Here is a 25817-nt window from a genome sequence, read left to right on the forward strand (position 1 = left end):
TCTGTGAGCCAGACTACGGGATACGCGCTGGCGAATCGCTAAACTAGAAACATTGTTTCGAAATTGAATGGTGGAAAGGAGAGGTCATGGTCTGGTTAGCGAATCCCGAACGTTACGGGCAGATGCAATACCGCTATTGCGGAAAAAGTGGTTTACGCCTGCCCGCGTTATCGCTCGGTTTATGGCACAATTTCGGTCACGTTAACGCACTGGAATCACAACGTGCGATCCTGCGCAAAGCCTTTGATTTGGGCATTACGCACTTTGATTTAGCCAACAATTACGGGCCGCCTCCAGGAAGCGCAGAAGAGAACTTTGGTCGCCTGCTTCGGGAGGATTTTGCCGCTTATCGCGATGAACTGATTATCTCTACCAAGGCTGGCTACGATATGTGGCCCGGCCCTTACGGCTCTGGCGGTTCACGTAAATACCTGCTCGCCAGCCTCGACCAAAGCCTGAAGCGTATGGGGCTTGAGTATGTCGATATCTTTTACTCTCATCGCGTCGATGAAAATACGCCGATGGAAGAAACCGCCTCTGCGCTGGCTCATGCGGTACAAAGCGGTAAGGCGCTTTATGTCGGGATCTCCTCTTACTCGCCAGAGCGGACGCAAAAAATGGTCGAGTTACTGCGCGAGTGGAAAATTCCGCTGTTAATTCATCAACCTTCGTACAATTTACTGAACCGCTGGGTGGATAAAAGCGGCCTGCTGGATACCCTGCAAAATAACGGCGTGGGCTGCATTGCCTTTACTCCTCTGGCTCAGGGATTGCTGACCGGAAAATATCTCAACGGCATTCCGCAAGATTCACGGATGCATCGTGAAGGGAATAAAGTCCGTGGTCTGACGCCGAAAATGCTCACCGAAGCCAACCTCAACAGCCTGCGGTTATTGAATGAAATGGCACAGCAGCGTGGACAATCAATGGCGCAAATGGCGTTAAGCTGGTTGCTGAAAGATGAACGCGTCACCTCGGTGTTGATTGGTGCCAGCCGACCGGAACAACTGGAAGAGAACGTGCAGGCGTTAAACAACCTGGCATTCAGTGCCGAGGAGCTGGCGCAGATTGATCAGCATATCGCCGATGGCGAGCTGAATCTGTGGCAGGCGTCTTCCGATAAATGACCTGTTAATAACGGGCGCGAGAACCGCGCCCGAATCAGATCAGTGATTATGACGAGTCAGTCGGTCAAGATAGCCCATCACAAATGCAGAGAGCACAAACGTCAGATGGATAATGACGTACCACATCAGTTTGTTATCAGGGACATTTTTCGCATCCATAAAGACGCGCAGTAAGTGAATGGAAGAAATTGCCACAATCGACGCTGCTACTTTGTTTTTCAGCGACGTTGCGTCCATTTTCCCCAGCCAGTTCAGCTTCTCTTTGTTCTCGGAGATATCCAGCTGCGAGACGAAATTCTCATAACCGGAAAACATCACCATCACCAGCAAACCGCCAACCAGCGTCATATCCACCAGCGACAGCAACACGAGGATCAAATCTGATTCCGCCATCGAGAAGATATTCGGCAGTACGTGAATAATCTCCTGGAAGAACTTCAGCGCCAGGGCAACTAACGCCAGCGAAAGGCCAAAGTACACGGGGGCAAGCAGCCAGCGAGAAGCATACATTGCATTTTCAAGAAAACGTTCCATACATTCCTGTCGTGTAGTTAAAACGGGCAACAGTATATCGCAATTGAGTAAACAGCGCGCAACAGCAAATCAACATATCCGTTAAACCTTTGTCGCATAAATCCGAGGTTTAGGGATCTTCCTGGTTCCCTTATCAACGCATCGAGAGCGTCTACCCTTAAAGGACGTTGAACCTGAAGGGAGAAAAACGATGTCTCATTTAAAAGACCCGACCACGCAGTATTACACTGGTGAATATCCCAAACAGAAACAACCGACGCCAGGCATCCAGGCGAAAATGACACCGGTGCCGGATTGCGGCGAGAAAACCTATGTTGGTAGCGGTCGCCTGAAAGATCGTAAAGCACTGGTGACAGGGGGCGATTCCGGAATCGGTCGCGCTGCCGCCATTGCTTACGCGCGTGAAGGGGCTGACGTGGCGATCAGTTATCTTCCCGTAGAAGAACAAGACGCTCAGGATGTGAAAAAGATCATTGAAGAATGCGGACGCAAAGCCGTCCTGCTGCCAGGCGATTTAAGCGATGAGAAATTCGCCCGTTCGCTGGTTCACGAAGCGCATAAGGCGTTAGGCGGGCTGGATATTATGGCGCTGGTCGCCGGGAAACAGGTTGCCATTCCTGATATTGCAGACCTCACCAGCGAACAGTTTCAAAAGACCTTTGCCATTAACGTTTTCGCGCTGTTCTGGCTAACCCAGGAAGCGATCCCCCTGCTACCGAAAGGTGCCAGTATCATCACCACTTCGTCAATCCAGGCATACCAGCCAAGCCCGCATTTACTGGACTATGCGGCTACAAAGGCGGCGATTCTGAACTACAGCCGTGGCCTGGCAAAACAGGTCGCAGAGAAAGGTATTCGGGTGAATATTGTTGCGCCAGGCCCGATCTGGACAGCACTGCAAATTTCCGGCGGACAGACGCAGGATAAGATCCCGCAGTTTGGTCAGAAAACGCCGATGAAGCGTGCGGGGCAACCGGCGGAACTGGCCCCTGTATATGTTTATCTGGCAAGTCAGGAGTCTAGCTACGTCACCGCAGAAGTGCATGGCGTGTGCGGCGGCGAGCATTTAGGCTAAAAAAATGCCCGGTTGTGAAAAGCAACCGGGCATCATTTTTATTTCGCTTTGGCAGTTTCTTCGCCGACCAGACCTATCTTCAGGTAACCCGCCTGATGCAGCGTATCCATTACCTTCATCAACGTCTCGTAATCGACGGTTTTATCCGCTCGGAAGAAGATGGTGGTGTCTTTCTTACCTTCAGTTAACGCATTCAACGCCGTAATCATTGTTTCATCGGTGACCGGATCGTTACCGATAAACATCGAGTTGTCTGCCTTCACCGACAGATAAACCGGTTTTTCCGGGCGCGGCTGCGGCGTGCTGGTAGAAGCAGGCAAGTTCACCTTCACATCTACCGTCGCTAACGGTGCCGCCACCATAAAGATAATCAGCAGAACCAACATCACGTCGATAAACGGCGTCACGTTGATATCATGCATTTCGCCGTTATCGTCGAGGTTTTCGTTAAGATGCATTGCCATCGGACATTATCCTGCGCGTAATTTTTGTGCGACACGAACAGGATGCGCAGCGGCGCTAGCTTCCAGATCCAGGTCACGGCTTTGCAGCAACAATACCTGCGCTGCGACATCACCCAGCATCGCTTTAAAGCCGCCAATCTGACGTGCAAATACGTTATAGATAACGACCGCCGGAATCGCTGCCACGAGGCCGATTGCCGTTGCTAACAGAGCTTCTGCAATACCCGGCGCAACGACTGCCAGGTTAGTGGTCTGCGTTTGCGCGATACCAATAAAGCTGTTCATGATGCCCCAGACCGTACCAAACAGACCAACGAACGGCGAAATCGCGCCGATGGTTGCCAGATAACCGTTACCGCGGCCCATTTGACGACCTACTGCGGCGACCCGACGCTCCAGACGGAAGCTGGTACGTTCTTTAATACCTTCGTTATCGTCGCTGCCTTCTGACAGTTCCAGCTCATTCTGCGCTTCATTGAGCAAATGCAGGCTTAAGCTTTTGCTACCAAAATCAGCGGCGATATCGTTGGCCTGGTTTAAGGAACGCGCTTCAGCCAGCAGTTGCTGCTCGCGCTTAAGGCGACGCTTCTGAGTGAAGAACTCTACGCTCTTACTGAAGAAGATTGCCCAGGTGACTACGGAGGCCAAAATAAGCCCAATCATCACGCACTTAACGACAATATCGGCGTGCTGATACATACCCCAGACGGAAAGATCCGTCTGCATTAAATTATTACCCACTGTGTATCTCCAGGACGCAAGTCACAAAATCTGCGCATAATAATATCAAAACGACGTCGAATTGATAGTCGTTCTCATTACTATTTGCATACTGCCGTACCTTTGCTTTCTTTTCCTTGCGTTTACGCAGTAAAAAAGTCACCAGCACGCCATTTGCGAAAATTTTCTGCTTTATGCCAATTCTTCAGGATGCGCCCGCGAATATTCATGCTAGTTTAGACATCCAGACGTATAAAAACAGGAATCCCGAGATGGCGGACAAAAAGCTTGATACTCAACTGGTGAATGCAGGACGCAGCAAAAAATACACTCTCGGCGCGGTAAATAGCGTGATTCAGCGCGCTTCTTCGCTGGTCTTTGACAGTGTGGAAGCCAAAAAACACGCGACGCGCAATCGCGCCAATGGCGAGTTGTTTTATGGACGGCGCGGAACGTTAACCCATTTCTCCTTACAAGAGGCGATGTGCGAACTGGAAGGTGGCGCAGGCTGCGTGCTGTTCCCCTGCGGGGCGGCGGCGGTTGCTAATTCTATTCTTGCTTTTGTCGAACAGGGCGATCATGTGTTGATGACCAACACCGCCTATGAACCGAGTCAGGATTTCTGTAGCAAAATCCTCAGCAAACTGGGCGTAACGACATCATGGTTTGATCCGCTGATTGGCGCAGATATCGTTAAACATGTGCAGCCAAACACTAAAATCGTGTTTCTGGAATCCCCAGGCTCCATCACCATGGAAATCCACGACGTTCCGGCGATTGTTGCCGCCGTGCGCAATGTGGTGCCAGATGCCATCATTATGATCGATAACACCTGGGCGGCCGGTGTGCTGTTTAAGGCGCTGGATTTTGGCATCGATGTTTCTATTCAGGCCGCCACCAAATATCTGGTTGGGCATTCAGATGCGATGATTGGCACTGCGGTGTGCAATGCCCGTTGCTGGGAGCAGCTACGGGAAAACGCCTATCTGATGGGCCAGATGGTCGATGCCGATACCGCCTATATAACCAGCCGTGGCCTGCGCACTTTGGGTGTTCGCCTGCGTCAACATCATGAAAGCAGTCTGAAAGTGGCCGAATGGCTGGCAGAACATCCGCAAGTAGCGCGAGTTAACCACCCTGCTCTGCCTGGCAGTAAAGGCCACGAATTCTGGAAACGAGACTTTACAGGTAGCAGCGGGCTATTTTCCTTTGTGCTTAAGAAAAAACTCAATGATGAAGAGCTGGCGAACTATCTGGATAACTTCAGTTTATTCAGCATGGCCTACTCGTGGGGCGGTTATGAATCGTTGATCCTGGCAAATCAACCAGAACATATCGCCGCCATTCGCCCACAAGGCGAGATCGATTTTAGCGGGACCTTGATTCGCCTGCATATTGGTCTGGAAGATGTCAACGATCTGATTGCCGATCTGGATGCCGGTTTTGCGCGAATTGTATAACATTGCCACTTTTGGACAATTTTGCAGACATTTTATTGTGAAAAGTCTTAAATTGTTGCGTCCGGGATCAAGGCGTCCCGGACGAATCAGGAGTACAATAGGCAGATAAAGGCTTAAACGCTGTTCCACAGGAAAGTCCATGGCTGTTATTCAAGATATCATCGCTGCGCTCTGGCAACACGACTTTGCCGCGCTGGCGGATCCTCATATTGTTAGCGTTGTTTACTTTGTCATGTTTGCCACGCTGTTTTTAGAAAACGGCCTGCTGCCCGCCTCATTTTTGCCAGGCGACAGCTTGTTGATATTGGCTGGCGCATTGATTGCCCAGGGGGTTATGGATTTTCTGCCTACGATTGCGATTCTGACCGCCGCAGCAAGTCTGGGCTGCTGGTTAAGTTATATTCAGGGGCGCTGGTTAGGGAATACCAAAACGGTGAAAGGCTGGCTGGCACAGCTTCCCGCTAAATATCACCAGCGCGCCACCTGCATGTTTGACCGCCACGGTCTGCTGGCGCTGCTGGCTGGACGTTTTCTTGCATTTGTCCGTACGCTGCTGCCAACCATGGCAGGAATTTCCGGTTTGCCAAACCGCCGTTTCCAGTTTTTCAACTGGTTAAGCGGATTGCTGTGGGTCAGCGTGGTAACCAGTTTCGGCTATGCCTTAAGTATGATTCCGTTCGTTAAACGCCATGAAGATCAGGTAATGACGATCCTGATGATCCTGCCAATTGCCTTGTTAACCGCTGGCTTGTTAGGCACGCTGTTTGTGGTGATTAAAAAAAAATACTGTAACGCCTGACGATTTTCCCCGTTCCCGGTTGCTGTACCGGGAACGTATTTAATTCCCCTGCATCGCCCGCATTCTTGCCGCATCTTCCCCCGGCGTCACACCAAAGTAACGTTTAAACTCACGGCTAAATTGCGATGCGCTTTCGTAACCGACGCGCATCGCTGCCGCACTGGCTTTCATGCCGTCGTGGATGATCATCATCCGCGCCTTATGCAGACGGTAATTCTTCAAATACTGCAACGGCGAGGTGCTGGTGACAGACTTAAAATTATGGTGGAACGCCGATACGCTCATGTTGGCTTCTGCCGCTAGTTGCTCGACGCTCAGGTTTTCGGTGTATTTATTCTCAATCCGTTTCAGCACGCGGCTAATCAGGCTGAAGTGAGTCTGGCGACTGACCAGCGCCAGTAACGCGCCGCCGCAAGGTCCGGTCAGCACGTAGTACAGAATTTCGCGGATGATCTGTTTGCCGAGAATACGCGCATCCAGTGGTCGCTCCATCACGTCGAGTAACCGCTCCGCCGCGCATAAAATCTCTTCTGATAACGTGGCAGAGTTAATCCCGCTGGCTGCCATCGACGGCTGGAAATGCTCATCTTCGCCAATGTCCATCAACAGTTCCTGTAACTGCAAAATATCGACATTGAGACGCAACCCTGCCAGCGGCACCTCTGACGTGGCATAGGTTTCGCACTCAAACGGCAATGAAAAACATCAGGCAGATCGTTCTCTGCCCTCATATTGACCCAGCAAAGGGAGCAAGTAATGAACAACTTTAATCTGCACACCCCAACCCGCATTCTTTTTGGTAAAGGCGCAATCGCTGGTTTACGCGAACAAATTCCTCACGATGCTCGCGTATTGATTACCTACGGCGGCGGCAGCGTGAAAAAAACCGGCGTTCTCGATCAAGTTCTGGATGCCCTGAAAGGCATGGACGTGCTGGAATTTGGCGGTATTGAGCCAAACCCGGCTTATGAAACGCTGATGAACGCCGTGAAACTGGTTCGCGAACAAAAAGTGACTTTCCTGCTGGCGGTTGGCGGCGGTTCTGTACTGGACGGCACCAAATTTATCGCCGCAGCGGCTAACTATCCGGAAAATATCGATCCGTGGCACATTCTGCAAACGGGCGGTAAAGAGATTAAAAGCGCCATCCCGATGGGCTGTGTGCTGACGCTGCCAGCAACCGGTTCAGAATCCAACGCAGGCGCGGTGATCTCCCGTAAAACCACAGGCGACAAGCAGGCGTTCCATTCAGCCCATGTTCAACCCGTATTTGCCGTGCTCGATCCGGTTTATACCTACACTCTGCCGCCGCGTCAGGTGGCTAACGGTGTAGTGGATGCCTTTGTGCACACCGTGGAACAGTATGTTACCAAACCGGTTGATGCCAAAATTCAGGACCGTTTCGCAGAAGGCATTTTGTTGACGCTGATCGAAGATGGTCCGAAAGCCCTGAAAGAGCCAGAAAACTACGATGTGCGCGCCAACGTCATGTGGGCGGCGACTCAGGCGCTGAACGGTTTGATTGGCGCTGGCGTACCGCAGGACTGGGCAACGCATATGCTGGGCCATGAACTGACTGCGATGCACGGTCTGGATCACGCGCAAACACTGGCTATCGTCCTGCCTGCACTGTGGAATGAAAAACGCGATACCAAGCGCGCTAAGCTGCTGCAATATGCTGAACGCATCTGGAACATCACTGAAGGTTCTGACGATGAGCGTATTGACGCCGCGATTGCCGCAACCCGCAATTTCTTTGAGCAATTAGGCGTGCCGACCCACCTCTCCGACTACGGTCTGGACGGCAGCTCCATCCCGGCTTTGCTGAAAAAACTGGAAGAGCACGGCATGACCCAACTGGGCGAAAATCATGACATTACGCTGGATGTCAGCCGCCGTATATACGAAGCCGCACGCTAAGCTTTTTACGCCTCAAACTTTCGTTTTCGGGCATTTCGTCCAGACTTAAGTTCACAACACCTCACCGGAGCCTGCTCCGGTGAGTTCATATAAAGGAGGAACGTATGGCTAATCCAACCGTTATTAAGCTACAGGATGGCAATGTCATGCCCCAGCTGGGACTGGGCGTCTGGCAAGCAAGTAATGAGGAAGTAATCACCGCCATTCAAAAAGCGTTAGAAGTGGGTTATCGCTCGATTGATACCGCCGCGGCCTATAAGAACGAAGAAGGTGTCGGCAAAGCCCTGAAAAATGCCTCAGTCAACAGAGAAGAACTGTTCATCACCACTAAGCTGTGGAACGACGACCACAAGCGCCCCCGCGAAGCCCTGCTCGACAGCCTGAAAAAACTCCAGCTTGATTATATCGACCTCTACTTAATGCACTGGCCCGTTCCCGCTATCGACCATTATGTCGAAGCATGGAAAGGCATGATCGAATTGCAAAAAGAGGGATTAATCAAAAGCATCGGCGTGTGCAACTTCCAGATCCATCACCTGCAACGCCTGATTGATGAAACTGGCGTGACGCCTGTTATTAATCAGATCGAACTTCACCCGCTGATGCAACAACGCCAGCTACATGCCTGGAACGCGACACACAAAATCCAGACCGAATCCTGGAGCCCATTAGCGCAAGGAGGGAAAGGCGTTTTCGATCAGAAAGTCATTCGCGATCTGGCAGATAAATACGGCAAAACCCCGGCGCAGATTGTTATCCGCTGGCATCTGGATAGCGGCCTGGTGGTGATCCCGAAATCGGTCACACCTTCACGCATTGTCGAAAACTTTGATGTCTGGGATTTCCGTCTCGACAAAGACGAACTCGGCGAAATTGCAAAACTCGATCAGGGCAAGCGTCTCGGTCCCGATCCTGACCAGTTTGGCGGCTAACGAGCAAATTCTCCCGGTGGCGGTAATGTTCCGCTACCGGACTTTTCAGAAATCATTTATTCCCCTCGCGTCCTGCCCATTGTTACTCTTCCTTGTTCAGGAATGCCAAATATAAGGACATCATCATGCAGAGCCGGAAGCTCTTAAAGGAACAACTCATCTACACCCGGGATAAACGCAACGGAGAGGTGAAAAACAGATGAAAATAATACTTCTGTTTTTAGCAGCCCTGGCAAGTTTTACCGTACACGCGCAGCCTCCTTCACAGACCGTAGAACAAACAGTCCGGCAGATTTATCAGAACTATAAATCAGATGCCAGTACGCCTTATTTCGGTGAAACCGGAGAGCGGGCGATAACTTCAGCGCGTATTCAACAGGCGCTTACCCTGAACGACAATCTTACACTACCGGGCAATATTGGCTGGCTGGATTATGATCCGGTTTGTGATTGTCAGGATTTTGGCGATCTGGTGTTAGAAAGCGTAGCGATAACCCAACCTGACGCCGATCATGCCGATGCCGTTGTGCGCTTTCGTATCTTTAAAGACGATAAAGAAAAGACCATGCAGACACTGAAAATGGTGGCGGAAAATGGTCGTTGGGTCATTGACGATATTGTCAGCAATCATGGCAGCGTCTTACAAGCAGTTAATAGCGAGAATGAAAAAACGCTGGCCGCTATAGCTTCGTTGCAAAAAGAACAGCCGGAAGCCTTTGTTGCCGAACTCTTTGAACATATTGCTGATTATAGCTGGCCGTGGACGTGGGTGGTTTCCGACTCTTACCGCCAGGCGGTCAATGCCTTCTATAAAACCACCTTCAAGACTGCCAACAATCCCGATGAAGATATGCAAATAGAACGGCAATTTATTTACGACAATCCGATCTGTTTTGGCGAAGAGTCGTTATTTTCCCGCGTTGATGAAATTCGAGTCCTGGAGAAAACCACCGATTCCGCCCGCATTCATGTTCGTTTTACGCTGACCAATGGCAACAACGAAGAGCAAGAACTGATTTTACAGCGGCGCGAAGGTAAGTGGGAAATCGCTGATTTTATCCGCCCGAACAGCGGCAGCCTACTTAAGCAGATTGAGGCAAAAACCGCCGCCAGATTAAAACAATGAGCTGAATTAAATAACAATTAGCCGGAACAATAAATAAAAGGGAACACTATATGAAAACGATTTTCACCGTGGGAGCTGTTGTTCTGGCAACCTGCTTGCTCAGTGGCTGCGTCAATGAGCAAAAGGTCAATCAGCTGGCGAGCAATGTGCAAACATTAAATGCCAAAATCGCCCGGCTTGAGCAGGATATGAAAGCATTACGCCCACAAATCTATGCTGCCAAATCCGACGCTAACAGAGCCAATACGCGTCTTGATGCACAGGACTATTTTGATTGCCTGCGCTGCTTGCGTATGTACGCAGAATGATAAAAAAATTCCCGGCAGCATTCTGTTACCGGGGATATTTTTTAACGTCCAACCGCCGCTTTAGGGCGTTTCTTCGCACCAGCATTCACCGGACGAGATTGCGTAGACGACGCTTTTTTTGCCGTAGCAGGCGTCTGACGCTGGGTCGCCATCGGCGTATGTTTAGTCAACGCCGGACGGGTATTGCGGTTCTGGCGACGAGCCTCACGCATCTCTTCAATGGTTGGCGCAGGCACTAAGCAATCGCGACGGCTGCCAATCAGATGCTTTTTACCCATCGCTTCCAGCGCCTGGCGGATTAACGGCCAGTTTGCCGGATCGTGGTAACGCAACAACGCTTTATGCAGGCGACGCTGCTTGTCGCCCTTCGGTACAAAGACGTCTTCACTCTTATAACCAATCTTCGCCAGCGGGTTTTTGCCGGTGTAATACATAGTGGTCGAGTTAGCCAGCGGCGACGGGTAGAAGTTCTGTACCTGGTCGAGGCGGAAGCGGTGCTTTTTCAGCCACAGCGCCAGATTCACCATATCTTCATCGCGCGTACCGGGGTGTGCCGAGATGAAATACGGGATCAAATACTGCTCTTTACCTGCCTGTTTCGAGTAGGTATCGAACAACTCTTTAAAGCGGTCATAGCTGCCCATGCCCGGCTTCATCATCTTCGACAACGGCCCTTCTTCGGTATGTTCCGGGGCAATCTTCAGATAACCGCCGACGTGATGGGTCGCCAGCTCTTTGATATAGCGCGGATCTTCCACGGCGATGTCATAACGTACGCCGGAAGCGATCAGGATCTTTTTAATGCCTTTCAGATCACGCGCACGGCGATAGAGGTTGATCGTCGGTTCGTGGTTAGTGTCCATATGCGGACAAATATCCGGGTAAACACACGACAAGCGGCGGCAGGTCTGTTCAGCGCGTGGCGATTTGCAGCGCAACATATACATGTTGGCAGTTGGCCCACCGAGATCGGAAATTACGCCCGTAAAACCTGGAACGGTGTCGCGGATCGCTTCGATCTCATTGATGATCGAATCTTCCGAACGGCTTTGAATAATGCGCCCTTCATGCTCGGTAATAGAACAGAAAGAACAGCCACCAAAGCAGCCACGCATAATGTTGACCGAGAAACGGATCATTTCGTAAGCCGGAATACGAGCATTGCCATAGGCCGGATGCGGCACGCGCTTGTACGGCAGCGCAAAAACGCTGTCCATCTCTTCGGTAGAGAGCGGAATAGCAGGCGGGTTGATCCACACATAGCGGTCGCCATGTTTTTGCATCAATGCGCGGGCGCAGCCTGGGTTAGTTTCGTGGTGCAGAATACGCGAAGCATGGGCGTACAGCACTTTATCGCCCTTCACTTTCTCGAAAGAAGGCAGCAATACGTAGGTTTTTTCCCACGGTTTCGGGCGCGGCGGCTGCACGGTTACGGCTTTCGCTTCCTGCTTTTTCGGCGCAACAGGTTTGTTATCCGCGCACGGCAAATCTTCACCATACGGATGCGGGATTGGGTCGATTTTTCCAGGGGTATCAAGACGGGTGGAATCCACGCCGCTCCAGCCAGGCAGCGCCTCTTTCACGATAATCGCAGTATTACGCACATCGCGGATTTCACTAATCGGCTCGCCCATCGCCAGACGGTGCGCCACCTCCACCAACGGACGCTCACCGTTACCGAACATCAGCATGTCGGCTTTGGAATCCACCAGCACGGAACGGCGCACGGTATCCGACCAGTAATCATAGTGCGCGGTACGGCGCAGACTAGCCTCAATACCGCCGAGGATCACCGGCACATCTTTCCACGCCTCTTTACAACGCTGGGTATAAACCAGTGTGGCGCGATCCGGTCGCTTACCCGCGACGTTATCCGGCGTGTAGGCATCGTCATGACGTAAACGGCGATCGGCGGTATAGCGGTTGATCATCGAGTCCATGTTGCCAGCAGTAACACCGAAAAATAGATTCGGTTTACCCAGACGCATAAAGTCGTCTTTGCTGCTCCAGTCCGGCTGGGCGATGATCCCGACGCGAAAGCCCTGCGCTTCCAGCATACGACCGCAAATCGCCATCCCGAAGCTTGGGTGATCGACATACGCGTCGCCAGTAACCAAAATGATGTCGCAGCTATCCCAGCCAAGTTGATCCATCTCTTCACGAGACATCGGCAAAAACGGTGCCGGTCCAAAACAGGCGGCCCAGTACTGCGGCCAGGAGAACAGGTCGCGATCCGGTTGGATCAGGGAGATAGAGCTCATTTTGCTTCCAGAAATGATAAAAAAATAATCAAAGGCCGGGGATTATAAGCCGGAACGAAAGAGAAATCGAAAGGTATTCCATACTCGCCCTCCTCGGGCGAGTATGAAGATTACGGTACCGGGTTGACTAACAGTTGCCCAATCGAGCCACGGTCCGCCATTTCCAGCGTCTGACTGTTGAAGTAGAACGGGAAGTGCGCCCAGGAAGGCTGACCGAAATAAACAAGCAGCTCCACTTGTCCGTCAACCCAAACGGTATCTTTCCAGCCTCTGTCTTCCGGGAACGGCATCGCGCCATTCACGTTACGGATCTGGAACATCACGCCTTCAATATGGAACGCTTGCGGCTCGTCCGCGCGTACCGTCCAGCGTTCCCATGTTCCTTGCTGCGCGGTGACATCAATACGGTTAACGTCCCACAGCTGTCCATTAATACCCGGGTCATCACCCAGACTGATATCGCGACTACGAATCGGCGAACCGGCCATGCTTTCAGTTGGCAGCAAGCGCATCGGAAGACTGTCTGTGACCAGCGGCAGAAGGCCGGTTGGGCGCAGCGTTAGCACCAGGGTAGAAACCAGAATGCTGGATGGCTCAAAGAAGCCACGAATACGATCAACAATGCTCGCCGCTTCGCCACAGGTGATCGACACTTCATCGCCGTTGCTCATATCCACCAGAATCTCGCGGCGCTCGCCCGGTGCCAGCGAAAGTTGCTTCACCGATACAGGAGCAGGCAGGAATCCCTGATCGCCAGAAATCACATGTAACGGGCGACCATCGCTCATCTGCAGTTGATAGCGACGAGAGTTCGACGCGTTCAGCAGTCGCAAGCGCACCCAGCCTCGCGAAACTTCAACGTACGGGCTTTGTACACCGTTAACCAGCAGTGTGTCACCAACAAAGCCGCCGCTTCCCGGTTCGTTGTATTCTGGCGTACCAAAGTTGTCCAGCCGTTTATCCTGGATAATGACCGGAAAATCATCCACACCATAATGGTTGGGGATAGGCAGCGACTTGCTGACTTCATCTTCCACCAGCCACATTCCGGCAAGGCCGTTATAGACCTGCTGAGCCGTGCGGTTGGGAGTATTGGCGTGATACCACAGAGTAGCTGCGTTCTGGCGAATAGGCAGTACGGGTGCCCAGTCAGCGTTTGGCGACATCATCCGTGCCGGACCGCCCATCAGCGGGCCTGGTACCTGTAGCCCGGCCACCGTCATTGAGACATTTTCTGTCAGGCGGTTGCTGTAAATAAGCTTAACATCGTCGCCCTTCCAGACGCGGATAGTCGGCCCCAGGTAACGACCATTGATTCCCCAAACCGACGCGCGTGTCCCTGGCGTAAATGACCAGTGCGCACGTTGTACAGTCATAAACAGCGGTTGCCCACGGCGAGATTCAAGCAGCGGCGGAACGGGTAGCGGTTGCTGTTGCCCGGCTGCGCTGGCCTTCAGGGGAACAGCGCCTGCACAAAGTGCAATCCCCGATGCCTGAATGAACTGACGCCGACTGAGTGACATATTTGCTCCATGTAAAACTGGCTAAAGTAATACCGTGCAGGAAAGTGTTCCCCGCAAAAATACAGATTGCCGACTTAAACTTTTCCGGCGGCTTCGCGCTCTGCGACTTCTTTATCGAGCTCAGCGATTTTTTGTTCCATTATCGAACGACAATGGGCAGCCAACTCGCGAACCTGATCTTTGCCATACTGACTGACGTCAATTGGCGGCAGCATTTCGACAATCACCAGACCGTTGTGCAGTCGATTAAGATTAATCTTATTCGAAGTTGTAGAGACGCACACGGGAATAATCGGGACGCCCGCCGCAATTGCCGCGTGAAATGCCCCGGTCTTGAACGGTAGCAGGCCGCGACCACGGCTGCGGGTACCTTCCGGGAACATCCAGATGGAAATACGGCGTTTTTTGAAATGATTCACGACTTCCGCAATAGTGCCGTGAGCTTTAGTGCGATTGTTTCTGTCGATCAATAAGTTGCCGGTTAACCAGTACAACTGCCCGAAGAAGGGGATCCACAGCAAGCTCTTTTTACCTACCGTCACCGTCGGCGGTTGCACAATGTTCGATGCTGTCACCATGTCATAGTTGTTCTGGTGGTTAGCGATATAGATAGCATTGCCGTAGCTTTCAGCATCTGCAGGTTTGCGGCACTCCACTTTCAGGCCGAACAGCGGCGCAAGACGGCCAAACATATGCCCAAAGGTGGCCACATGTTTCGGGTTACGCGGGCTGAAAAGGCAGTAAATGGAGCCGAATACACAGACTAAGATGCTGTAAATCACGGTAATAATAAGACGAAAGATATATAGCATAACACCCTCTGAAGGTCTGAGAGACTGGCATTGTACGTCACCTGAAATCAGGTTAGGGCATTGTTAAAAGCCGCTCTCTGGAAAAGCGTATTGTTAATCGCAACGCATGAATAAACAACGGTTTCAAGGGAATTTTTATCGTTTCCGGGGGTTGAATACGCTGCCGGATGACGACTTAACGTTTCATCCGGCGTTCCTTGCAAGCGGGAGGAAACAGCGCCCTCCCCGACATATTACTCTTCGCTATCACCGCTGCTGGCACGGCGAGGAGAGTCGATCTCAACACGATCGATACGCTGCAAACCGCGCATCAACGTACCGCGGCGTCCACGTTCGCCAGTGACTTTCTGTAGCTCTTCCGGACGCAGTTTAATTTTGCGTTTCCCAACATGAATGGTCAGCGTGCTTTGCGGCGGCAGAACGTACAGTTGCGCCAGACCATCTTCTCCACGCGCGGCTTCTGCCGATGGAATGTTGATAATCTTGTTGCCTTTGCCCTTCGACAGCTGCGGCAGATCGCTTACCGGGAACATCAACATACGGCCTGCCTGAGTGATTGCCAGCAGCATATCGGAAGCATCTTCAATCACCACCGGCGGCATAACATGGGCATTTTCCGGTAAGGTGATCAAAGCCTTACCTGCACGGTTACGCGCCACCAGATCGTTAAAGGTGCAGACGAAACCGTAACCCGCATCGGAAGCCATCAGCAGTTTCTGATCGTCGCTTTCCATCAGCATATGGTCAACGGTCGCTCTAGGCGGCAACGTTAATTTGCCGGTGAGCGGCTCGCCCTGACCACGCGCCGACGGCAGCGTAATCGGGTCGATGGCATAACTACGACCGGTGGAATCAACAAACACTACCGGTTGGTTGCTCTTACCTTTCACCGCCGCTTTGAAGCTATCGCCCGCTTTATAATTCAGGCCCGGCGCGTCGATATCATGGCCTTTAGCGCTGCGTACCCAGCCCATCTGCGACAGCACAATGGTGACAGGTTCAGACGGCAGCATGTCGTGCTCGCTCATCGCTTTCGCTTCTTCGCGTTCCTGCAACGGCGAACGACGTTCGTCACCGTAGGCTTGCGCGTCTGCCTGCAGTTCTTTCTTCAGCAGGTTATTCATTTTACGCTCGGAAGCCAAAATGCCCTGCAACTGGTCGCGCTCTTTTTCCAGCTCACTCTGCTCACCGCGAATCTTCATCTCTTCCAGTTTGGCAAGATGACGCAGTTTCAGTTCGAGGATCGCTTCCGCCTGGGTTTCCGTAAGGCCAAACCGCGACATCAGCGCCGGTTTCGGTTCATCTTCATTACGAATGATCTCAATCACTTCGTCGATATTGAGAAACGCCACCAGCAAACCTTCGAGGATATGCAGGCGCTTGAGGACTTTCTCCAGACGATAGTTCAGTCGGCGGCGCACTGTATCGCGGCGGAACACCAGCCATTCGGAGAGGATTTCCAGCAGGTTTTTCACCGCCGGACGGCCATCCAGACCGATCATATTAAGGTTAATACGATAGCTCTTTTCCAGATCGGTGGTTGCGAAGAGGTGGTTCATCACCTGATCCATATCCACGCGGTTGGAACGCGGCACAATCACCAGACGGGTCGGGTTCTCGTGGTCAGATTCATCGCGCAGATCGTCAACCATCGGCAGCTTTTTGTTGCGCATTTGCGCAGCAATTTGCTCCAGTACGCGCGCACCTGAAACCTGATGCGGCAATGCGCTGATAACCACCGCGCCATCTTCTTTCTTCCAAACCGCGCGCATACGCACTGAACCACGTCCGTTCTCGTAGATTTTACGGATCTCGGCGCGCGAAGTGATGATTTCCGCTTCAGTCGGATAATCCGGCCCCTGCACGATATCCAGCAGCTGGTCGAGCGTGGTTTTCGGCTGGTCGATTAATGCGATTGCCGCCTGAGCCACTTCACGCAGGTTATGCGGTGGGATATCGGTCGCCATGCCGACGGCAATACCGGTGGTGCCGTTAAGCAAAATGTTTGGCAGACGGGCAGGTAGCATTTTCGGCTCCTGCAAAGTGCCGTCGAAGTTTGGTACCCAGTCAGCCGTCCCCTGCCCCAGCTCGCTCAATAGCAGCTCGGAATATTTCGACAACCGGGATTCGGTGTAACGCATTGCTGCGAACGATTTCGGATCGTCCGGCGCGCCCCAGTTCCCCTGACCATCAACCAGCGGATAACGGTAAGAGAACGGCTGCGCCATCAGGACCATCGCTTCATAACAGGCGCTATCGCCGTGCGGATGGTATTTACCCAGTACGTCACCGACGGTACGAGCCGATTTTTTAAATTTGGCGCTGGCATTCAGGCCCAGCTCAGACATCGCATACACAATGCGGCGCTGAACAGGTTTCAGACCATCACCAATAAACGGCAACGCACGGTCCATGATCACGTACATGGAGTAGTTTAAGTAGGCGTTTTCCGTAAATTCATGTAGCGCAAGGCGCTCTGCCATATCGCTCATTAATTCTGATTCCTCAACTTATTCGCCAGCCTTCAAAGGGGCAATATTGCCGGAGATACTACATTATCTGCCGCGTCGAGTCACAGGAGATCAGCGTGAATAGCGCCGCCGGACGTGCTCCGACGGCGATAAAGGCATCAATGTGCCTTGATATACAACTCTTTGCTGTAGACTTGATCGGCATAGGGGGCAACACAAGGTTGCGCCCATGCCACACCACTCGGCATGCGGGTCCGCACCGGGCGATTCGAGAAGTTGAGGTTATGCGAGTCCAGGGAAGCCTAAAGCATCAAAGTAGTCGTCTGTAAGTATACGGTTCAGCCCAGCTTAGCAGTGTCTCCACCTGTGCCCCGCGCCTCCTGCCATAAGTGCGGCCTGCTCATGGGTACCCTCGAGACGGCTTACGGCGCACCGGATAATAAATTTCGCGTATACATGGTATTCCTTACCGGAGAAATTATAAGCCCGACAACAATACGCCTGTGGCATTGTTAGCTCAAACTAATCGCGAGTGATTTGGCTCACACTCCGGTAAAGATTCTCCATCACGCTAACGGTACATAAACATCCGTTTCCAGTCGCAGCTCTGTCATCCCTTCGGCAAGATTGGTGTAGTGAAACAGAATCGGTGCTTTACGCATTTTCTCGCCGCTTGCAGGTAGCCAGTGGCGAATGATGCCCCATATCGTGTGTGAAATATCGTCCAGCTCGCCAACATGGCGGGCCACAGCATAACGTCCACCGGTAAGTTCACCATTACTCACACCATAACGATTATCGGGGATCGGTTCGCTAACGCTGCCGCAGATATCAAAGCGAAACGCTTCCGGTGCGGTGGTGGCAGGGTCATCCCAGGCGACGCCAAAAGTCTGGCTTTGGTTAACAGGAGAAAGCCCCGTCTCTTTACGCCACATGATAAATTTCGCCACGCTGTAGTTGAGCAACTCAGGGCTACAGCGGTGCGGCAACATCGCCACAGGGATTGATGGGAAATCGATAATGTTTACATCCAGTGTCAGGTTTGTCATTTTGCCTCCCTGCGAAATTATTCCCGGGAACGCGTCCCGGGAGCGGTAACAATTACGGATTTACTTTGCGGATCTGTTTGACGTCAATTTCAACAGAGTTCCAGTCTTTATCGACTTCCCCCTGGATCTCAACCGTATCTTTCGGCGTCACCGTCACGCCGTTCCAGCGTTTGTGGTCGATATCAACATTGATAGTACCGCTGGCATCTTTGAACACGTAGAGATCGTCAGAGATGCGTTCAACGATATTGCCGCGCAGGGTTACCCAGGTGTCGTCACGCAGGGATTTTGCGCTTTCTACGGTCGTTACGCTGCCGTTCGGCCCCTGGAATCCTCCGGCCTGACTTTGCGTTGCCGATGGGCCAGAAAAACCGCCCTGCTCTGCTGCCATCACCGGTGCGCTGCACAGGGCCATTACTGCGATTACTGCTGCGAATTTTTTCATGTTTATTACTCCCTTTAATGTCTGTTTCCGAGCATTTAACAAGATAGTCCTTAACAACTTCTTAAGGGAAAAAAATAAAATTTAATGCTGTACAGAGCGCGTTACAACACGGTTTACTGGCAGCAAATACGGTTATCGCAGGGATGAAAAAATGCGAATTTTACTGATAGAAGATGACATGCTGATTGGCGACGGCATCAAAACGGGCCTTAGTAAAATGGGTTTTAGCGTCGACTGGTTTACACAAGGTCGTCAGGGAAAAGAGGCGCTATATAGTGCGCCTTATGATGCGGTGATCCTGGATTTAACCTTACCAGGCATGGATGGTCGCGATATTTTGCGCGAATGGCGAGAAAAAGGTCAGCGTGAGCCGGTACTGATCCTGACCGCGCGCGATGCGTTAGCGGAACGTGTAGAGGGGCTGCGTCTGGGAGCTGACGATTATCTGTGTAAACCTTTTGCGTTGATAGAAGTCGCCGCCAGGCTGGAAGCTCTGATGCGCCGAACCAACGGCCAGGCCAGCAACGAGCTGCGCCACGGCAACGTCATGCTCGACCCCGGCAAACGTATCGCCACACTGGCTGGTGAACCCTTAACGCTGAAACCAAAAGAATTTGCCCTGCTGGAATTACTGATGCGTAACGCTGGTCGGGTACTGCCGCGCAAACTGATTGAAGAGAAACTGTATACCTGGGACGAAGAGGTCACCAGTAATGCCGTTGAAGTGCATGTGCATCATCTGCGACGCAAACTCGGCAGTGATTTTATTCGTACCGTTCATGGTATTGGCTACACATTAGGTGAGAAATGAAATTTACCCAACGTCTTAGTCTGCGAGTCAGGCTGACGCTAATCTTTTTAATTCTGGCCTCAGTGACCTGGCTGCTTTCCAGCTTTGTCGCCTGGAAACAAACAACGGATAACGTCGATGAGTTGTTCGACACCCAACTGATGCTGTTTGCCAAGCGGTTAAGTACGCTCGATCTCAACGAAATCAACGCGGCAGATCGCATGGCACAGACGCCAAATAAATTAAAACACGGTCATGTTGATGACGATGCGCTGACCTTTGCCATCTTTACCCACGACGGCAGAATGGTCCTTAACGATGGCGATAACGGAGAAGATATTCCCTATAGCTATCAACGGGAAGGTTTTGCTGACGGGCAACTGGTCGGTGAAGACGATCCCTGGCGTTTTGTCTGGATGACCTCACCTGATGGCAAATATCGCATCGTTGTTGGTCAGGAATGGGAATACCGCGAAGACATGGCGCTGGCGATTGTTGCCGGGCAATTGATCCCGTGGCTTGTCGCACTGCCGATTATGTTAATCATCATGATGGTACTACTGGGTCGTGAACTCGCGCCGCTGAACAAACTGGCGCTGGCACTACGTATGCGTGACCCTGACTCGGAAAAACCACTAAACGCGACGGGCGTACCCAGCGAAGTGCGTCCACTGGTTGAGTCGTTGAATCAACTGTTCGCCCGCACACATGCGATGATGGTTCGTGAACGACGCTTTACCTCCGACGCAGCTCACGAACTTCGTAGCCCGTTAACGGCGCTGAAAGTGCAAACCGAAGTTGCGCAGCTATCTGACGATGATCCGCAGGCGCGGAAAAAAGCGCTGCTTCAATTACATTCCGGAATCGATCGTGCTACTCGTCTGGTTGATCAACTGCTCACGCTATCGCGGCTGGACTCACTGGATAACCTTCAGGACGTCGCGGAGATCCCGCTTGAAGATCTCCTGCAATCATCGGTGATGGATATTTACCACACGGCGCAGCAGGCGAAAATTGACGTGCGACTGACACTCAATGCGCACGGCATCAAACGCACCGGACAACCGCTGTTGCTAAGTTTGTTGGTACGAAACCTTCTGGATAACTCCGTGCGCTACAGTCCACAGGGCAGCGTGGTGGACGTCACGCTGAATGCCGATAATTTCATCGTGAGGGATAACGGCCCCGGTGTGACGCCAGAGGCACTGGCGAGAATTGGCGAACGCTTCTATCGCCCACCCGGACAAACCGCTACCGGCAGTGGACTTGGGCTATCGATTGTCCAGCGAATCGCCAAATTGCATGGCATGAATGTTGAGTTTGGGAATGCGGAACAAGGTGGATTTGAGGCGAAGGTGAGCTGGTAACTTCTCTGTCTATGAGAGCCGTTAAAACGACTCTCATAGATTTTACTAATAGCAAAATATAAACCGTCCCCAAAAAAGCCACCAACCACAAACCAGACAAATAACGAGCGAGAATACATATAACCAAAACTCAAACATTTCCCGCACAAAGAGTTTCCTTAAGATAATAATAATAAGTGGCGTCAGAAGAAAAAATGCTGCAATTATTTCTTGCAATATACGATCTTCGCTAGGAACGGAAGGTATACTGCAAATGTTGTCTCCCGACTCAAGCATCCAGTCATACTTATTGAAAGCAAAAAAAGTATCTATTAACCAATAAGTAAGCATTATGTATAATAGTGCTTCAAATATTGATAGTAGTTGTTTTTTTAACATCTCTGATTACTCATTAATCAATTTTTTGATATGTTCTCTAATCTCTAACAACCTCATACCATAAGAGATGAATTTATAATCATCTGTATCACGCGCAGGCAAATTATTAATTAAATAAATAAAAAAACCCAAATCTCGTTCAACACCACGATTATATCTAATACCAGCCATAATATACTGCTCATTCGTCATATACAGTGTTGCCGAAGAGGGATAATCAAAAAGGGCAAGATCTCTTAAATGAGTAGCAGCAATTTTAAAGGTAAAATCATCTTCCATCAGGCATGTCGCTAACTCTAACTGATTTCTGGTAGTTAATTCTGAAGGGTCAAGGCCTAGAGTAATCGCTGCGGTTCGTATTTGTATACCCATTGAGCCAAATGATGTTTTATTTTCAGGCATATCTAACGATCCGATCATTCTTTTTGTTTCATATATCTGAAACTTATAATTTTCAGGCATACCTCCTGACTCAATCCAGGCCACGCCGCCCAGTAACTCTGGACGAATCCCTGCGGCATATGCATGTTTAATTATTTTGTCCCTATTATATTGTACATATGCATCTTTATAAGCATTTAAATAATATACTCCTGAACGGCGACGCGAATCATTTTTTCCTAACTTCCAGAGTAAAACGTCCATTTCATCCCATTTACGGAACTTCGTTTGTGGAATTGTACAATATCTATTTTTTATAGTGAGATCGCTTTTCATATTTAAAAAATCCTTTCTTCCCAACAACTATATGATTCCGTACTCGCGATATGGTGCTTCCATGTTATATTTTTATAATTAAGAACAATGACCTCTTCCGGTTGATTACCCGCATGTGTAATTGAGTGTGGATAACAAGTCAGAATATTCGATAAATATGCCCCTTGCAATTCAATTGTGTAAAACCTTTCAATACAACCGCCAGAATTAATTCTATAAAAATTAAATACAGCTGATAACTCTTCATTTTCAGAAAGAGCAGCATTTAATAAAGGAGAGGATTTATCTATTGGCTTGTAAAATTTTATGGGATGATGCACTACATTATATTTTCGACTTAAAGAATGGTCGAACTGTAAAACAAAAATTTCATCCACATGATTTATTTGATATTTATTACCAATAGATGCATACGAACCACAGCCCTCAGAGATCAAACCTTGTGTTTTTCCTTTAATTGATAAGTATATGATATTTGACATATATATTCTCCATGATTATTTTTTCCGAAAAACTACTTTATCATTTACATAATACATCTCTCCTGTGGGAACTTATAGGAAGTTGATTTCAGTATTATCATTTTCAGAAAATATTTATCCCGCATCGGTGAATCAGAGCAAGATCAGACTTTTGCTAAATTCGCAAAAGACTTTGCACATTTTGCTAATTTCACCGTACCGCTCTGTGACGTACTATAGTCGACAAACGTCTCACCTTGAGGTTAAAAAATGAGCAACATCCTGATTATCAACGGCGCGAAAAAATTCGCCCACTCCAATGGTCAACTGAACGACACCCTGACCGAAGTCGCGGATGGCACACTGCGCGACCTCGGGCATGATGTCCGCATCGTTCGCGCCGACAGCGACTACGATGTCAAAGCGGAAGTACAAAACTTTCTCTGGGCTGATGTGGTGATCTGGCAGATGCCAGGCTGGTGGATGGGCGCGCCGTGGACAGTGAAAAAATACATTGATGATGTATTCACCGAAGGTCACGGGACGCTGTATGCCAGCGATGGTCGTACCCGCAAAGATCCGTCGAAAAAATACGGTTCCGGCGGCCTGGTACAGGGCAAAAAATATATGCTTTCTCTGACCTGGAACGCACCAATGGAAGCCTTCACCGAAAAAGATCAGTTCTTCCACGGCGTTGGCGTTGACGGTGTGTATCTGCCGTTCCATAAAGCAAACCAATTCCTTGGCATGGAACCGCTGCCGACATTTATCGCTAATGACGTGATAAAAATGCCTGATGTTCCCCGCTATACTGAAGAATATCGCAAGCATCTTGTGGAAATTTTTGGTTAACTAGAGCTTAGGCTTTAGAAGGAGTTAACCATGCTTACCGTAATCGCAGAAATCCGTACTCGTCCTGGTCAACATCACCGTCAGGCGGTATTGGATCAGTTTGCTAAAATCGTTCCAACCGTACTGAAAGAAGAAGGTTGCCACGGCTATGCGCCAATGGTGGATTGCGCTGCTGGCGTGAGTTTCCAGTCTATGGCACCGGATTCTATCGTGATGATTGAGCAGTGGGAAAGCATCGCGCATCTTGAAGCGCACTTGCAAACCCCGCACATGAAAGCGTACAGCGAGGCCGTAAAAGGCGATGTGCTGGAGATGAATATCCGCATCCTGCAACCGGGGATTTAACATTCCTGAAAAGAGGCCGGTGTTGCTACCGGCCTCAGGTCAGATTAGCCATTCTTTCTTCCCGTTTTCAAACCCCGATGGAAATCGTTAATTCGCTTAATGGTTTTAACCGCACGCTGCGGCATCGCGGAAGCCACCGACCAAACAATCATTTCCAGGCACAACAATACCGTACCATGTAGTGGCGTTTTCCCCTTTTCATCCCCGCGCGGAACATGAATCACGATACTGGCGTCTTTGCTAAAACGTGAATCCAGCGCGTTTGTCAGCAAAATAACAGGGATCCCCAGCCGCCTCGCCTCACGAAGCGTTGTCAGCCCTTCCCGGTGCGCAGATTTTTGCGCCATCATGATCAGAACATCGCCACGTTGAAGCGCGATCAGTTGCTCGGCAAGGCCAATACCCGTACGGTTTAGTGCCGTGGCAGGCAAACCTATGCGGTTGAATAGTCGTGCGGTATAGTCCGCCAGGATACCCGAAGCGCCAATGCCAAAAATAGCGACTTGCCGTGCCTGCACCAACAACGCTACAGCTTGCGCAAGCGCGTGGCGGTTTTCAGGCTCTGACAGGACATTACAAGTATACAAATGCCCTTCAAGAACAAAGTCGATTGCGGTGTTAACATCGCTCGTCAAGTTACTCACCGTCGTAGACATCTTTTCGCTGGAACTAAGGGCTGGACCAAGCCACTGTTCCAGAGTGCGTTTCAGATCACGCAGCCCGGCAAACCCCAGAGCCTGTATAGCCCTGATAACTGTGGCATCGGAAGTGTTCAACGTGGCCGCAATTTCCATCGCCGTTTGCTCGAGTACCACTTCACGATGCTCATTAATGTAGCTTGCGACAGTTCTTAACCCAGGCGTTAACTGACTCGCGCGAGTGCGAAAACGCTCACCATAAATATCAACCCGCGTTTTGTCTTTCTGGATCATTTAGCCTCCGGTAGAGGTCGTCCCGCAATTTGTGATTGTATCTGCGCAGCCATCAGCCCCAGAGATGCAAAGGAGTTAGAAATCGCCTCTTCACGAGAAATCAGCACATAGCGCCCGGAACGACAGGCCGTCAGAAACTGACACCATCCCGGCATGACTTTTTCCATTGCTGCCAGCTCATCCTGAGGTTTACCACCGGTGTCACCGCGCCAGGTTGCAAAAACAAAATCGGCATCCAGTTCAGGTAAACGCTCTGCGCTCACATCCATTCGCCCACCTTCAGGAATGCTCTCAATCAGCGGCGGAAAGCGAAAACCAGCATCGCGTAATACCCGCCCCAGCGAATGATAGCTATGCATCACATTAATTTTTCCCTGATTTGCCTGAATCACCGATACCGTTATTTTTTGGCTGTCCAGCGTCGCCTTCAGCGCATTGATTTGTGCCTGATAGCGGCGTTCAAGTATCGCCAGCTGCGACTGCGTTCCTGTAAGTTCTGCCAGCTTGCGGTAGATTTCTGGCGCGCCTCCTTTGAGATGATCAATGCTCACCGTGGGCGCAATTTTTTCCAGTTGTTCAATGGGCGTATTACGGGTCGGTTCTGTGATGATCAGGTCAGGCTTTGCCGCCACAATCGCTTCAATATCAATATCAGCGGTGCCAATAAAAGCGATCGATGAATTATCAAAGTCGACACCTGTCAATAACGCACTTGATCGAATGAAATGGCTACCGTCAGGCCGGGTTCGCCCGTGGCTGGCGACCGGGGGAACACCAAGTTCAATCAGAGGAATGGTGATATCAAGATCGTGTAAAGAGACAATTCTCTTTGGATGTGCGGGCACTGTGACTTTGCGCCCTAAATCATCGGTAAACACCTGAACTGGTTCTGTCGCACGGGCAAAAAATGACAACAATATCAGCAGAGAAAAAAATAAACGCATATCAC

26 protein-coding genes and 1 pseudogene are annotated in these 25817 nt (G+C 50.7%); 12 read left to right on the forward strand and 15 right to left on the reverse strand.

Annotated elements, in window-relative coordinates:
• Positions 1 to 86: 86 nt before the first annotated feature.
• Entirely contained in the window at positions 87 to 1127 is a 1041-nt protein-coding gene (gene gpr / locus ACJHXB_RS02150; protein ID WP_000262175.1) for an L-glyceraldehyde 3-phosphate reductase, read from the forward strand.
• 39 nt (positions 1128 to 1166) lie between these two features.
• Here the strand turns inward: gpr and ACJHXB_RS02155 are convergent, their stop codons facing one another.
• On the reverse strand, positions 1167 to 1661 hold the full coding sequence (locus ACJHXB_RS02155; RefSeq protein WP_000439331.1) for a TIGR00645 family protein: 495 nt from the start codon (positions 1659 to 1661) through the stop codon (positions 1167 to 1169).
• Between the two features lie 190 nt (positions 1662 to 1851).
• On the opposite strand from ACJHXB_RS02155, the gene yghA reads away from it, so the two are divergent.
• Positions 1852 to 2736, forward strand: coding sequence for an NADP(+)-dependent aldehyde reductase (gene yghA, locus ACJHXB_RS02160; protein ID WP_000018775.1), 885 nt, complete (start codon positions 1852 to 1854; stop codon positions 2734 to 2736).
• A gap of 38 nt (positions 2737 to 2774) precedes the next feature.
• On the opposite strand, the gene exbD is transcribed toward yghA, so the two are convergent.
• The gene (gene exbD, locus ACJHXB_RS02165) at positions 2775 to 3200 is read right to left on the reverse strand and encodes a TonB system transport protein ExbD (protein ID WP_001240712.1); all 426 of its coding nucleotides are present in this window, start codon (positions 3198 to 3200) and stop codon (positions 2775 to 2777) included.
• A 6-nt stretch (positions 3201 to 3206) separates the two neighbouring features.
• Positions 3207 to 3941 (reverse strand): tol-pal system-associated acyl-CoA thioesterase, encoded by a 735-nt coding sequence (exbB, locus tag ACJHXB_RS02170; protein ID WP_000527864.1) that lies wholly within the window; start codon positions 3939 to 3941, stop codon positions 3207 to 3209.
• Between the two features lie 251 nt (positions 3942 to 4192).
• Between exbB and metC the strand changes: the two genes are divergently transcribed.
• Both metC and yghB read left to right on the forward strand, forming a co-directional pair.
• The gene (gene metC, locus ACJHXB_RS02175) at positions 4193 to 5380 is read left to right on the forward strand and encodes a cystathionine beta-lyase (RefSeq protein ID WP_001469249.1); all 1188 of its coding nucleotides are present in this window, start codon (positions 4193 to 4195) and stop codon (positions 5378 to 5380) included.
• 139 nt (positions 5381 to 5519) lie between these two features.
• Entirely contained in the window at positions 5520 to 6179 is a 660-nt protein-coding gene (gene yghB / locus ACJHXB_RS02180) for a DedA family general envelope maintenance protein YghB (protein WP_000268426.1), read from the forward strand.
• Positions 6180 to 6218: 39 nt separating this feature from the next.
• Here yghB and yqhC read toward each other — a convergent pair.
• Positions 6219 to 6875 (reverse strand): annotated as a pseudogene (gene yqhC, locus ACJHXB_RS02185) (DNA-binding transcriptional regulator YqhC); the annotation flags it as partial.
• Between the two features lie 60 nt (positions 6876 to 6935).
• Here yqhC and yqhD point away from each other — a divergent pair.
• From yqhD to yqhH, 4 genes are all read left to right on the forward strand, one after another.
• Entirely contained in the window at positions 6936 to 8099 is a 1164-nt protein-coding gene (gene yqhD / locus ACJHXB_RS02190) for an alcohol dehydrogenase (protein WP_001058800.1), read from the forward strand.
• A 104-nt stretch (positions 8100 to 8203) separates the two neighbouring features.
• Entirely contained in the window at positions 8204 to 9031 is an 828-nt protein-coding gene (gene dkgA, locus ACJHXB_RS02195) for a 2,5-didehydrogluconate reductase DkgA (RefSeq protein WP_000013152.1), read from the forward strand.
• A 199-nt stretch (positions 9032 to 9230) separates the two neighbouring features.
• The gene (locus tag ACJHXB_RS02200; RefSeq protein ID WP_000691631.1) at positions 9231 to 10157 is read left to right on the forward strand and encodes a YbjP/YqhG family protein; all 927 of its coding nucleotides are present in this window, start codon (positions 9231 to 9233) and stop codon (positions 10155 to 10157) included.
• Between the two features lie 50 nt (positions 10158 to 10207).
• Positions 10208 to 10465 (forward strand): lipoprotein YqhH, encoded by a 258-nt coding sequence (gene yqhH / locus ACJHXB_RS02205; RefSeq protein ID WP_000848523.1) that lies wholly within the window; start codon positions 10208 to 10210, stop codon positions 10463 to 10465.
• A gap of 41 nt (positions 10466 to 10506) precedes the next feature.
• On the opposite strand, the gene ACJHXB_RS02210 is transcribed toward yqhH, so the two are convergent.
• The 6 genes from ACJHXB_RS02210 to ygiW all read right to left on the reverse strand — a co-directional run bounded on the left by ACJHXB_RS02210 (position 10507) and on the right by ygiW (position 19026).
• Positions 10507 to 12726, reverse strand: coding sequence for a YgiQ family radical SAM protein (locus ACJHXB_RS02210; RefSeq protein WP_000095187.1), 2220 nt, complete (start codon positions 12724 to 12726; stop codon positions 10507 to 10509).
• 110 nt (positions 12727 to 12836) lie between these two features.
• On the reverse strand, positions 12837 to 14249 hold the full coding sequence (ftsP, locus tag ACJHXB_RS02215; RefSeq protein WP_000059397.1) for a cell division protein FtsP: 1413 nt from the start codon (positions 14247 to 14249) through the stop codon (positions 12837 to 12839).
• Between the two features lie 74 nt (positions 14250 to 14323).
• Positions 14324 to 15061 (reverse strand): 1-acylglycerol-3-phosphate O-acyltransferase, encoded by a 738-nt coding sequence (plsC, locus tag ACJHXB_RS02220; RefSeq protein WP_000965712.1) that lies wholly within the window; start codon positions 15059 to 15061, stop codon positions 14324 to 14326.
• A 233-nt stretch (positions 15062 to 15294) separates the two neighbouring features.
• Positions 15295 to 17553, reverse strand: coding sequence for a DNA topoisomerase IV subunit A (gene parC, locus ACJHXB_RS02225; protein ID WP_410233456.1), 2259 nt, complete (start codon positions 17551 to 17553; stop codon positions 15295 to 15297).
• Between the two features lie 545 nt (positions 17554 to 18098).
• Positions 18099 to 18581, reverse strand: a complete 483-nt coding sequence (locus tag ACJHXB_RS02230) for a GyrI-like domain-containing protein (protein WP_000183490.1) — start codon at positions 18579 to 18581, stop codon at positions 18099 to 18101.
• A 52-nt stretch (positions 18582 to 18633) separates the two neighbouring features.
• Positions 18634 to 19026 carry an OB fold stress tolerance protein YgiW gene (gene ygiW, locus ACJHXB_RS02235; RefSeq protein WP_000712658.1) on the reverse strand — a complete coding sequence of 131 codons (393 nt, stop codon included), beginning with the start codon at positions 19024 to 19026 and terminating at the stop codon, positions 18634 to 18636.
• A 151-nt stretch (positions 19027 to 19177) separates the two neighbouring features.
• Here ygiW and qseB point away from each other — a divergent pair, with 151 nt between their 5' ends.
• Together qseB and qseC are read left to right on the forward strand one after the other, a co-directional pair.
• Positions 19178 to 19837, forward strand: a complete 660-nt coding sequence (qseB, locus tag ACJHXB_RS02240; protein WP_001221493.1) for a quorum sensing response regulator transcription factor QseB — start codon at positions 19178 to 19180, stop codon at positions 19835 to 19837.
• Positions 19834 to 21183, forward strand: coding sequence for a quorum sensing histidine kinase QseC (gene qseC, locus ACJHXB_RS02245; protein WP_000673375.1), 1350 nt, complete (start codon positions 19834 to 19836; stop codon positions 21181 to 21183). Before qseB ends, qseC begins: the two co-directional genes overlap by 4 nt.
• 45 nt (positions 21184 to 21228) lie before the next feature.
• On the opposite strand, the gene ACJHXB_RS02250 is transcribed toward qseC, so the two are convergent.
• From ACJHXB_RS02250 to ACJHXB_RS02260, 3 genes are read right to left on the reverse strand one after another with little or no spacing between them, the layout of a single operon-like run.
• The gene (locus ACJHXB_RS02250) at positions 21229 to 21561 is read right to left on the reverse strand and encodes a DUF2645 family protein (RefSeq protein WP_000914697.1); all 333 of its coding nucleotides are present in this window, start codon (positions 21559 to 21561) and stop codon (positions 21229 to 21231) included.
• A gap of 6 nt (positions 21562 to 21567) precedes the next feature.
• On the reverse strand, positions 21568 to 22278 hold the full coding sequence (locus ACJHXB_RS02255; protein ID WP_000834027.1) for a hypothetical protein: 711 nt from the start codon (positions 22276 to 22278) through the stop codon (positions 21568 to 21570).
• 2 nt (positions 22279 to 22280) lie between these two features.
• Positions 22281 to 22760 carry an Hcp family type VI secretion system effector gene (locus ACJHXB_RS02260; RefSeq protein ID WP_000065335.1) on the reverse strand — a complete coding sequence of 160 codons (480 nt, stop codon included), beginning with the start codon at positions 22758 to 22760 and terminating at the stop codon, positions 22281 to 22283.
• Positions 22761 to 23009: 249 nt separating this feature from the next.
• Here ACJHXB_RS02260 and mdaB point away from each other — a divergent pair, with 249 nt between their 5' ends.
• The gene (mdaB, locus tag ACJHXB_RS02265; RefSeq protein WP_000065430.1) at positions 23010 to 23591 is read left to right on the forward strand and encodes an NADPH:quinone oxidoreductase MdaB; all 582 of its coding nucleotides are present in this window, start codon (positions 23010 to 23012) and stop codon (positions 23589 to 23591) included.
• A 30-nt stretch (positions 23592 to 23621) separates the two neighbouring features.
• Positions 23622 to 23936: a putative quinol monooxygenase gene (locus tag ACJHXB_RS02270; RefSeq protein WP_000958598.1), complete on the forward strand. Its 315-nt coding sequence runs from the start codon at positions 23622 to 23624 to the stop codon at positions 23934 to 23936.
• 44 nt (positions 23937 to 23980) lie between these two features.
• Here the strand turns inward: ACJHXB_RS02270 and ACJHXB_RS02275 are convergent, their stop codons facing one another.
• The gene (locus tag ACJHXB_RS02275; protein ID WP_000614956.1) at positions 23981 to 24868 is read right to left on the reverse strand and encodes a MurR/RpiR family transcriptional regulator; all 888 of its coding nucleotides are present in this window, start codon (positions 24866 to 24868) and stop codon (positions 23981 to 23983) included.
• Positions 24865 to 25812 (reverse strand): iron-siderophore ABC transporter substrate-binding protein, encoded by a 948-nt coding sequence (locus tag ACJHXB_RS02280; RefSeq protein ID WP_001389448.1) that lies wholly within the window; start codon positions 25810 to 25812, stop codon positions 24865 to 24867. Before ACJHXB_RS02280 ends, ACJHXB_RS02275 begins: the two co-directional genes overlap by 4 nt.
• Positions 25813 to 25817: the final 5 nt, after the last annotated feature.

It is taken from the genome of Escherichia sp. WS3227_2, assembly GCF_046486495.1.
GTDB classification, from domain to species: domain Bacteria; phylum Pseudomonadota; class Gammaproteobacteria; order Enterobacterales; family Enterobacteriaceae; genus Escherichia; species Escherichia coli.

Coding starts and splice junctions, on each gene's coding strand:
- gpr (WP_000262175.1), top strand. CDS start 87: ATGGTCTGGTTAGCGAATCCCGAACGTTACGGGCAGATGCAATACCGC.
- ACJHXB_RS02155 (WP_000439331.1), bottom strand. CDS start 1,661: ATGGAACGTTTTCTTGAAAATGCAATGTATGCTTCTCGCTGGCTGCTT.
- yghA (WP_000018775.1), top strand. CDS start 1,852: ATGTCTCATTTAAAAGACCCGACCACGCAGTATTACACTGGTGAATAT.
- exbD (WP_001240712.1), bottom strand. CDS start 3,200: ATGGCAATGCATCTTAACGAAAACCTCGACGATAACGGCGAAATGCAT.
- metC (WP_001469249.1), top strand. CDS start 4,193: ATGGCGGACAAAAAGCTTGATACTCAACTGGTGAATGCAGGACGCAGC.
- yghB (WP_000268426.1), top strand. CDS start 5,520: ATGGCTGTTATTCAAGATATCATCGCTGCGCTCTGGCAACACGACTTT.
- yqhD (WP_001058800.1), top strand. CDS start 6,936: ATGAACAACTTTAATCTGCACACCCCAACCCGCATTCTTTTTGGTAAA.
- dkgA (WP_000013152.1), top strand. CDS start 8,204: ATGGCTAATCCAACCGTTATTAAGCTACAGGATGGCAATGTCATGCCC.
- ACJHXB_RS02200 (WP_000691631.1), top strand. CDS start 9,231: ATGAAAATAATACTTCTGTTTTTAGCAGCCCTGGCAAGTTTTACCGTA.
- yqhH (WP_000848523.1), top strand. CDS start 10,208: ATGAAAACGATTTTCACCGTGGGAGCTGTTGTTCTGGCAACCTGCTTG.
- ACJHXB_RS02210 (WP_000095187.1), bottom strand. CDS start 12,726: ATGAGCTCTATCTCCCTGATCCAACCGGATCGCGACCTGTTCTCCTGG.
- ftsP (WP_000059397.1), bottom strand. CDS start 14,249: ATGTCACTCAGTCGGCGTCAGTTCATTCAGGCATCGGGGATTGCACTT.
- plsC (WP_000965712.1), bottom strand. CDS start 15,061: ATGCTATATATCTTTCGTCTTATTATTACCGTGATTTACAGCATCTTA.
- parC (WP_410233456.1), bottom strand. CDS start 17,553: ATGAGCGATATGGCAGAGCGCCTTGCGCTACATGAATTTACGGAAAAC.
- ACJHXB_RS02230 (WP_000183490.1), bottom strand. CDS start 18,581: ATGACAAACCTGACACTGGATGTAAACATTATCGATTTCCCATCAATC.
- ygiW (WP_000712658.1), bottom strand. CDS start 19,026: ATGAAAAAATTCGCAGCAGTAATCGCAGTAATGGCCCTGTGCAGCGCA.
- qseB (WP_001221493.1), top strand. CDS start 19,178: ATGCGAATTTTACTGATAGAAGATGACATGCTGATTGGCGACGGCATC.
- qseC (WP_000673375.1), top strand. CDS start 19,834: ATGAAATTTACCCAACGTCTTAGTCTGCGAGTCAGGCTGACGCTAATC.
- ACJHXB_RS02250 (WP_000914697.1), bottom strand. CDS start 21,561: ATGTTAAAAAAACAACTACTATCAATATTTGAAGCACTATTATACATA.
- ACJHXB_RS02255 (WP_000834027.1), bottom strand. CDS start 22,278: ATGAAAAGCGATCTCACTATAAAAAATAGATATTGTACAATTCCACAA.
- ACJHXB_RS02260 (WP_000065335.1), bottom strand. CDS start 22,760: ATGTCAAATATCATATACTTATCAATTAAAGGAAAAACACAAGGTTTG.
- mdaB (WP_000065430.1), top strand. CDS start 23,010: ATGAGCAACATCCTGATTATCAACGGCGCGAAAAAATTCGCCCACTCC.
- ACJHXB_RS02270 (WP_000958598.1), top strand. CDS start 23,622: ATGCTTACCGTAATCGCAGAAATCCGTACTCGTCCTGGTCAACATCAC.
- ACJHXB_RS02275 (WP_000614956.1), bottom strand. CDS start 24,868: ATGATCCAGAAAGACAAAACGCGGGTTGATATTTATGGTGAGCGTTTT.
- ACJHXB_RS02280 (WP_001389448.1), bottom strand. CDS start 25,812: ATGCGTTTATTTTTTTCTCTGCTGATATTGTTGTCATTTTTTGCCCGT.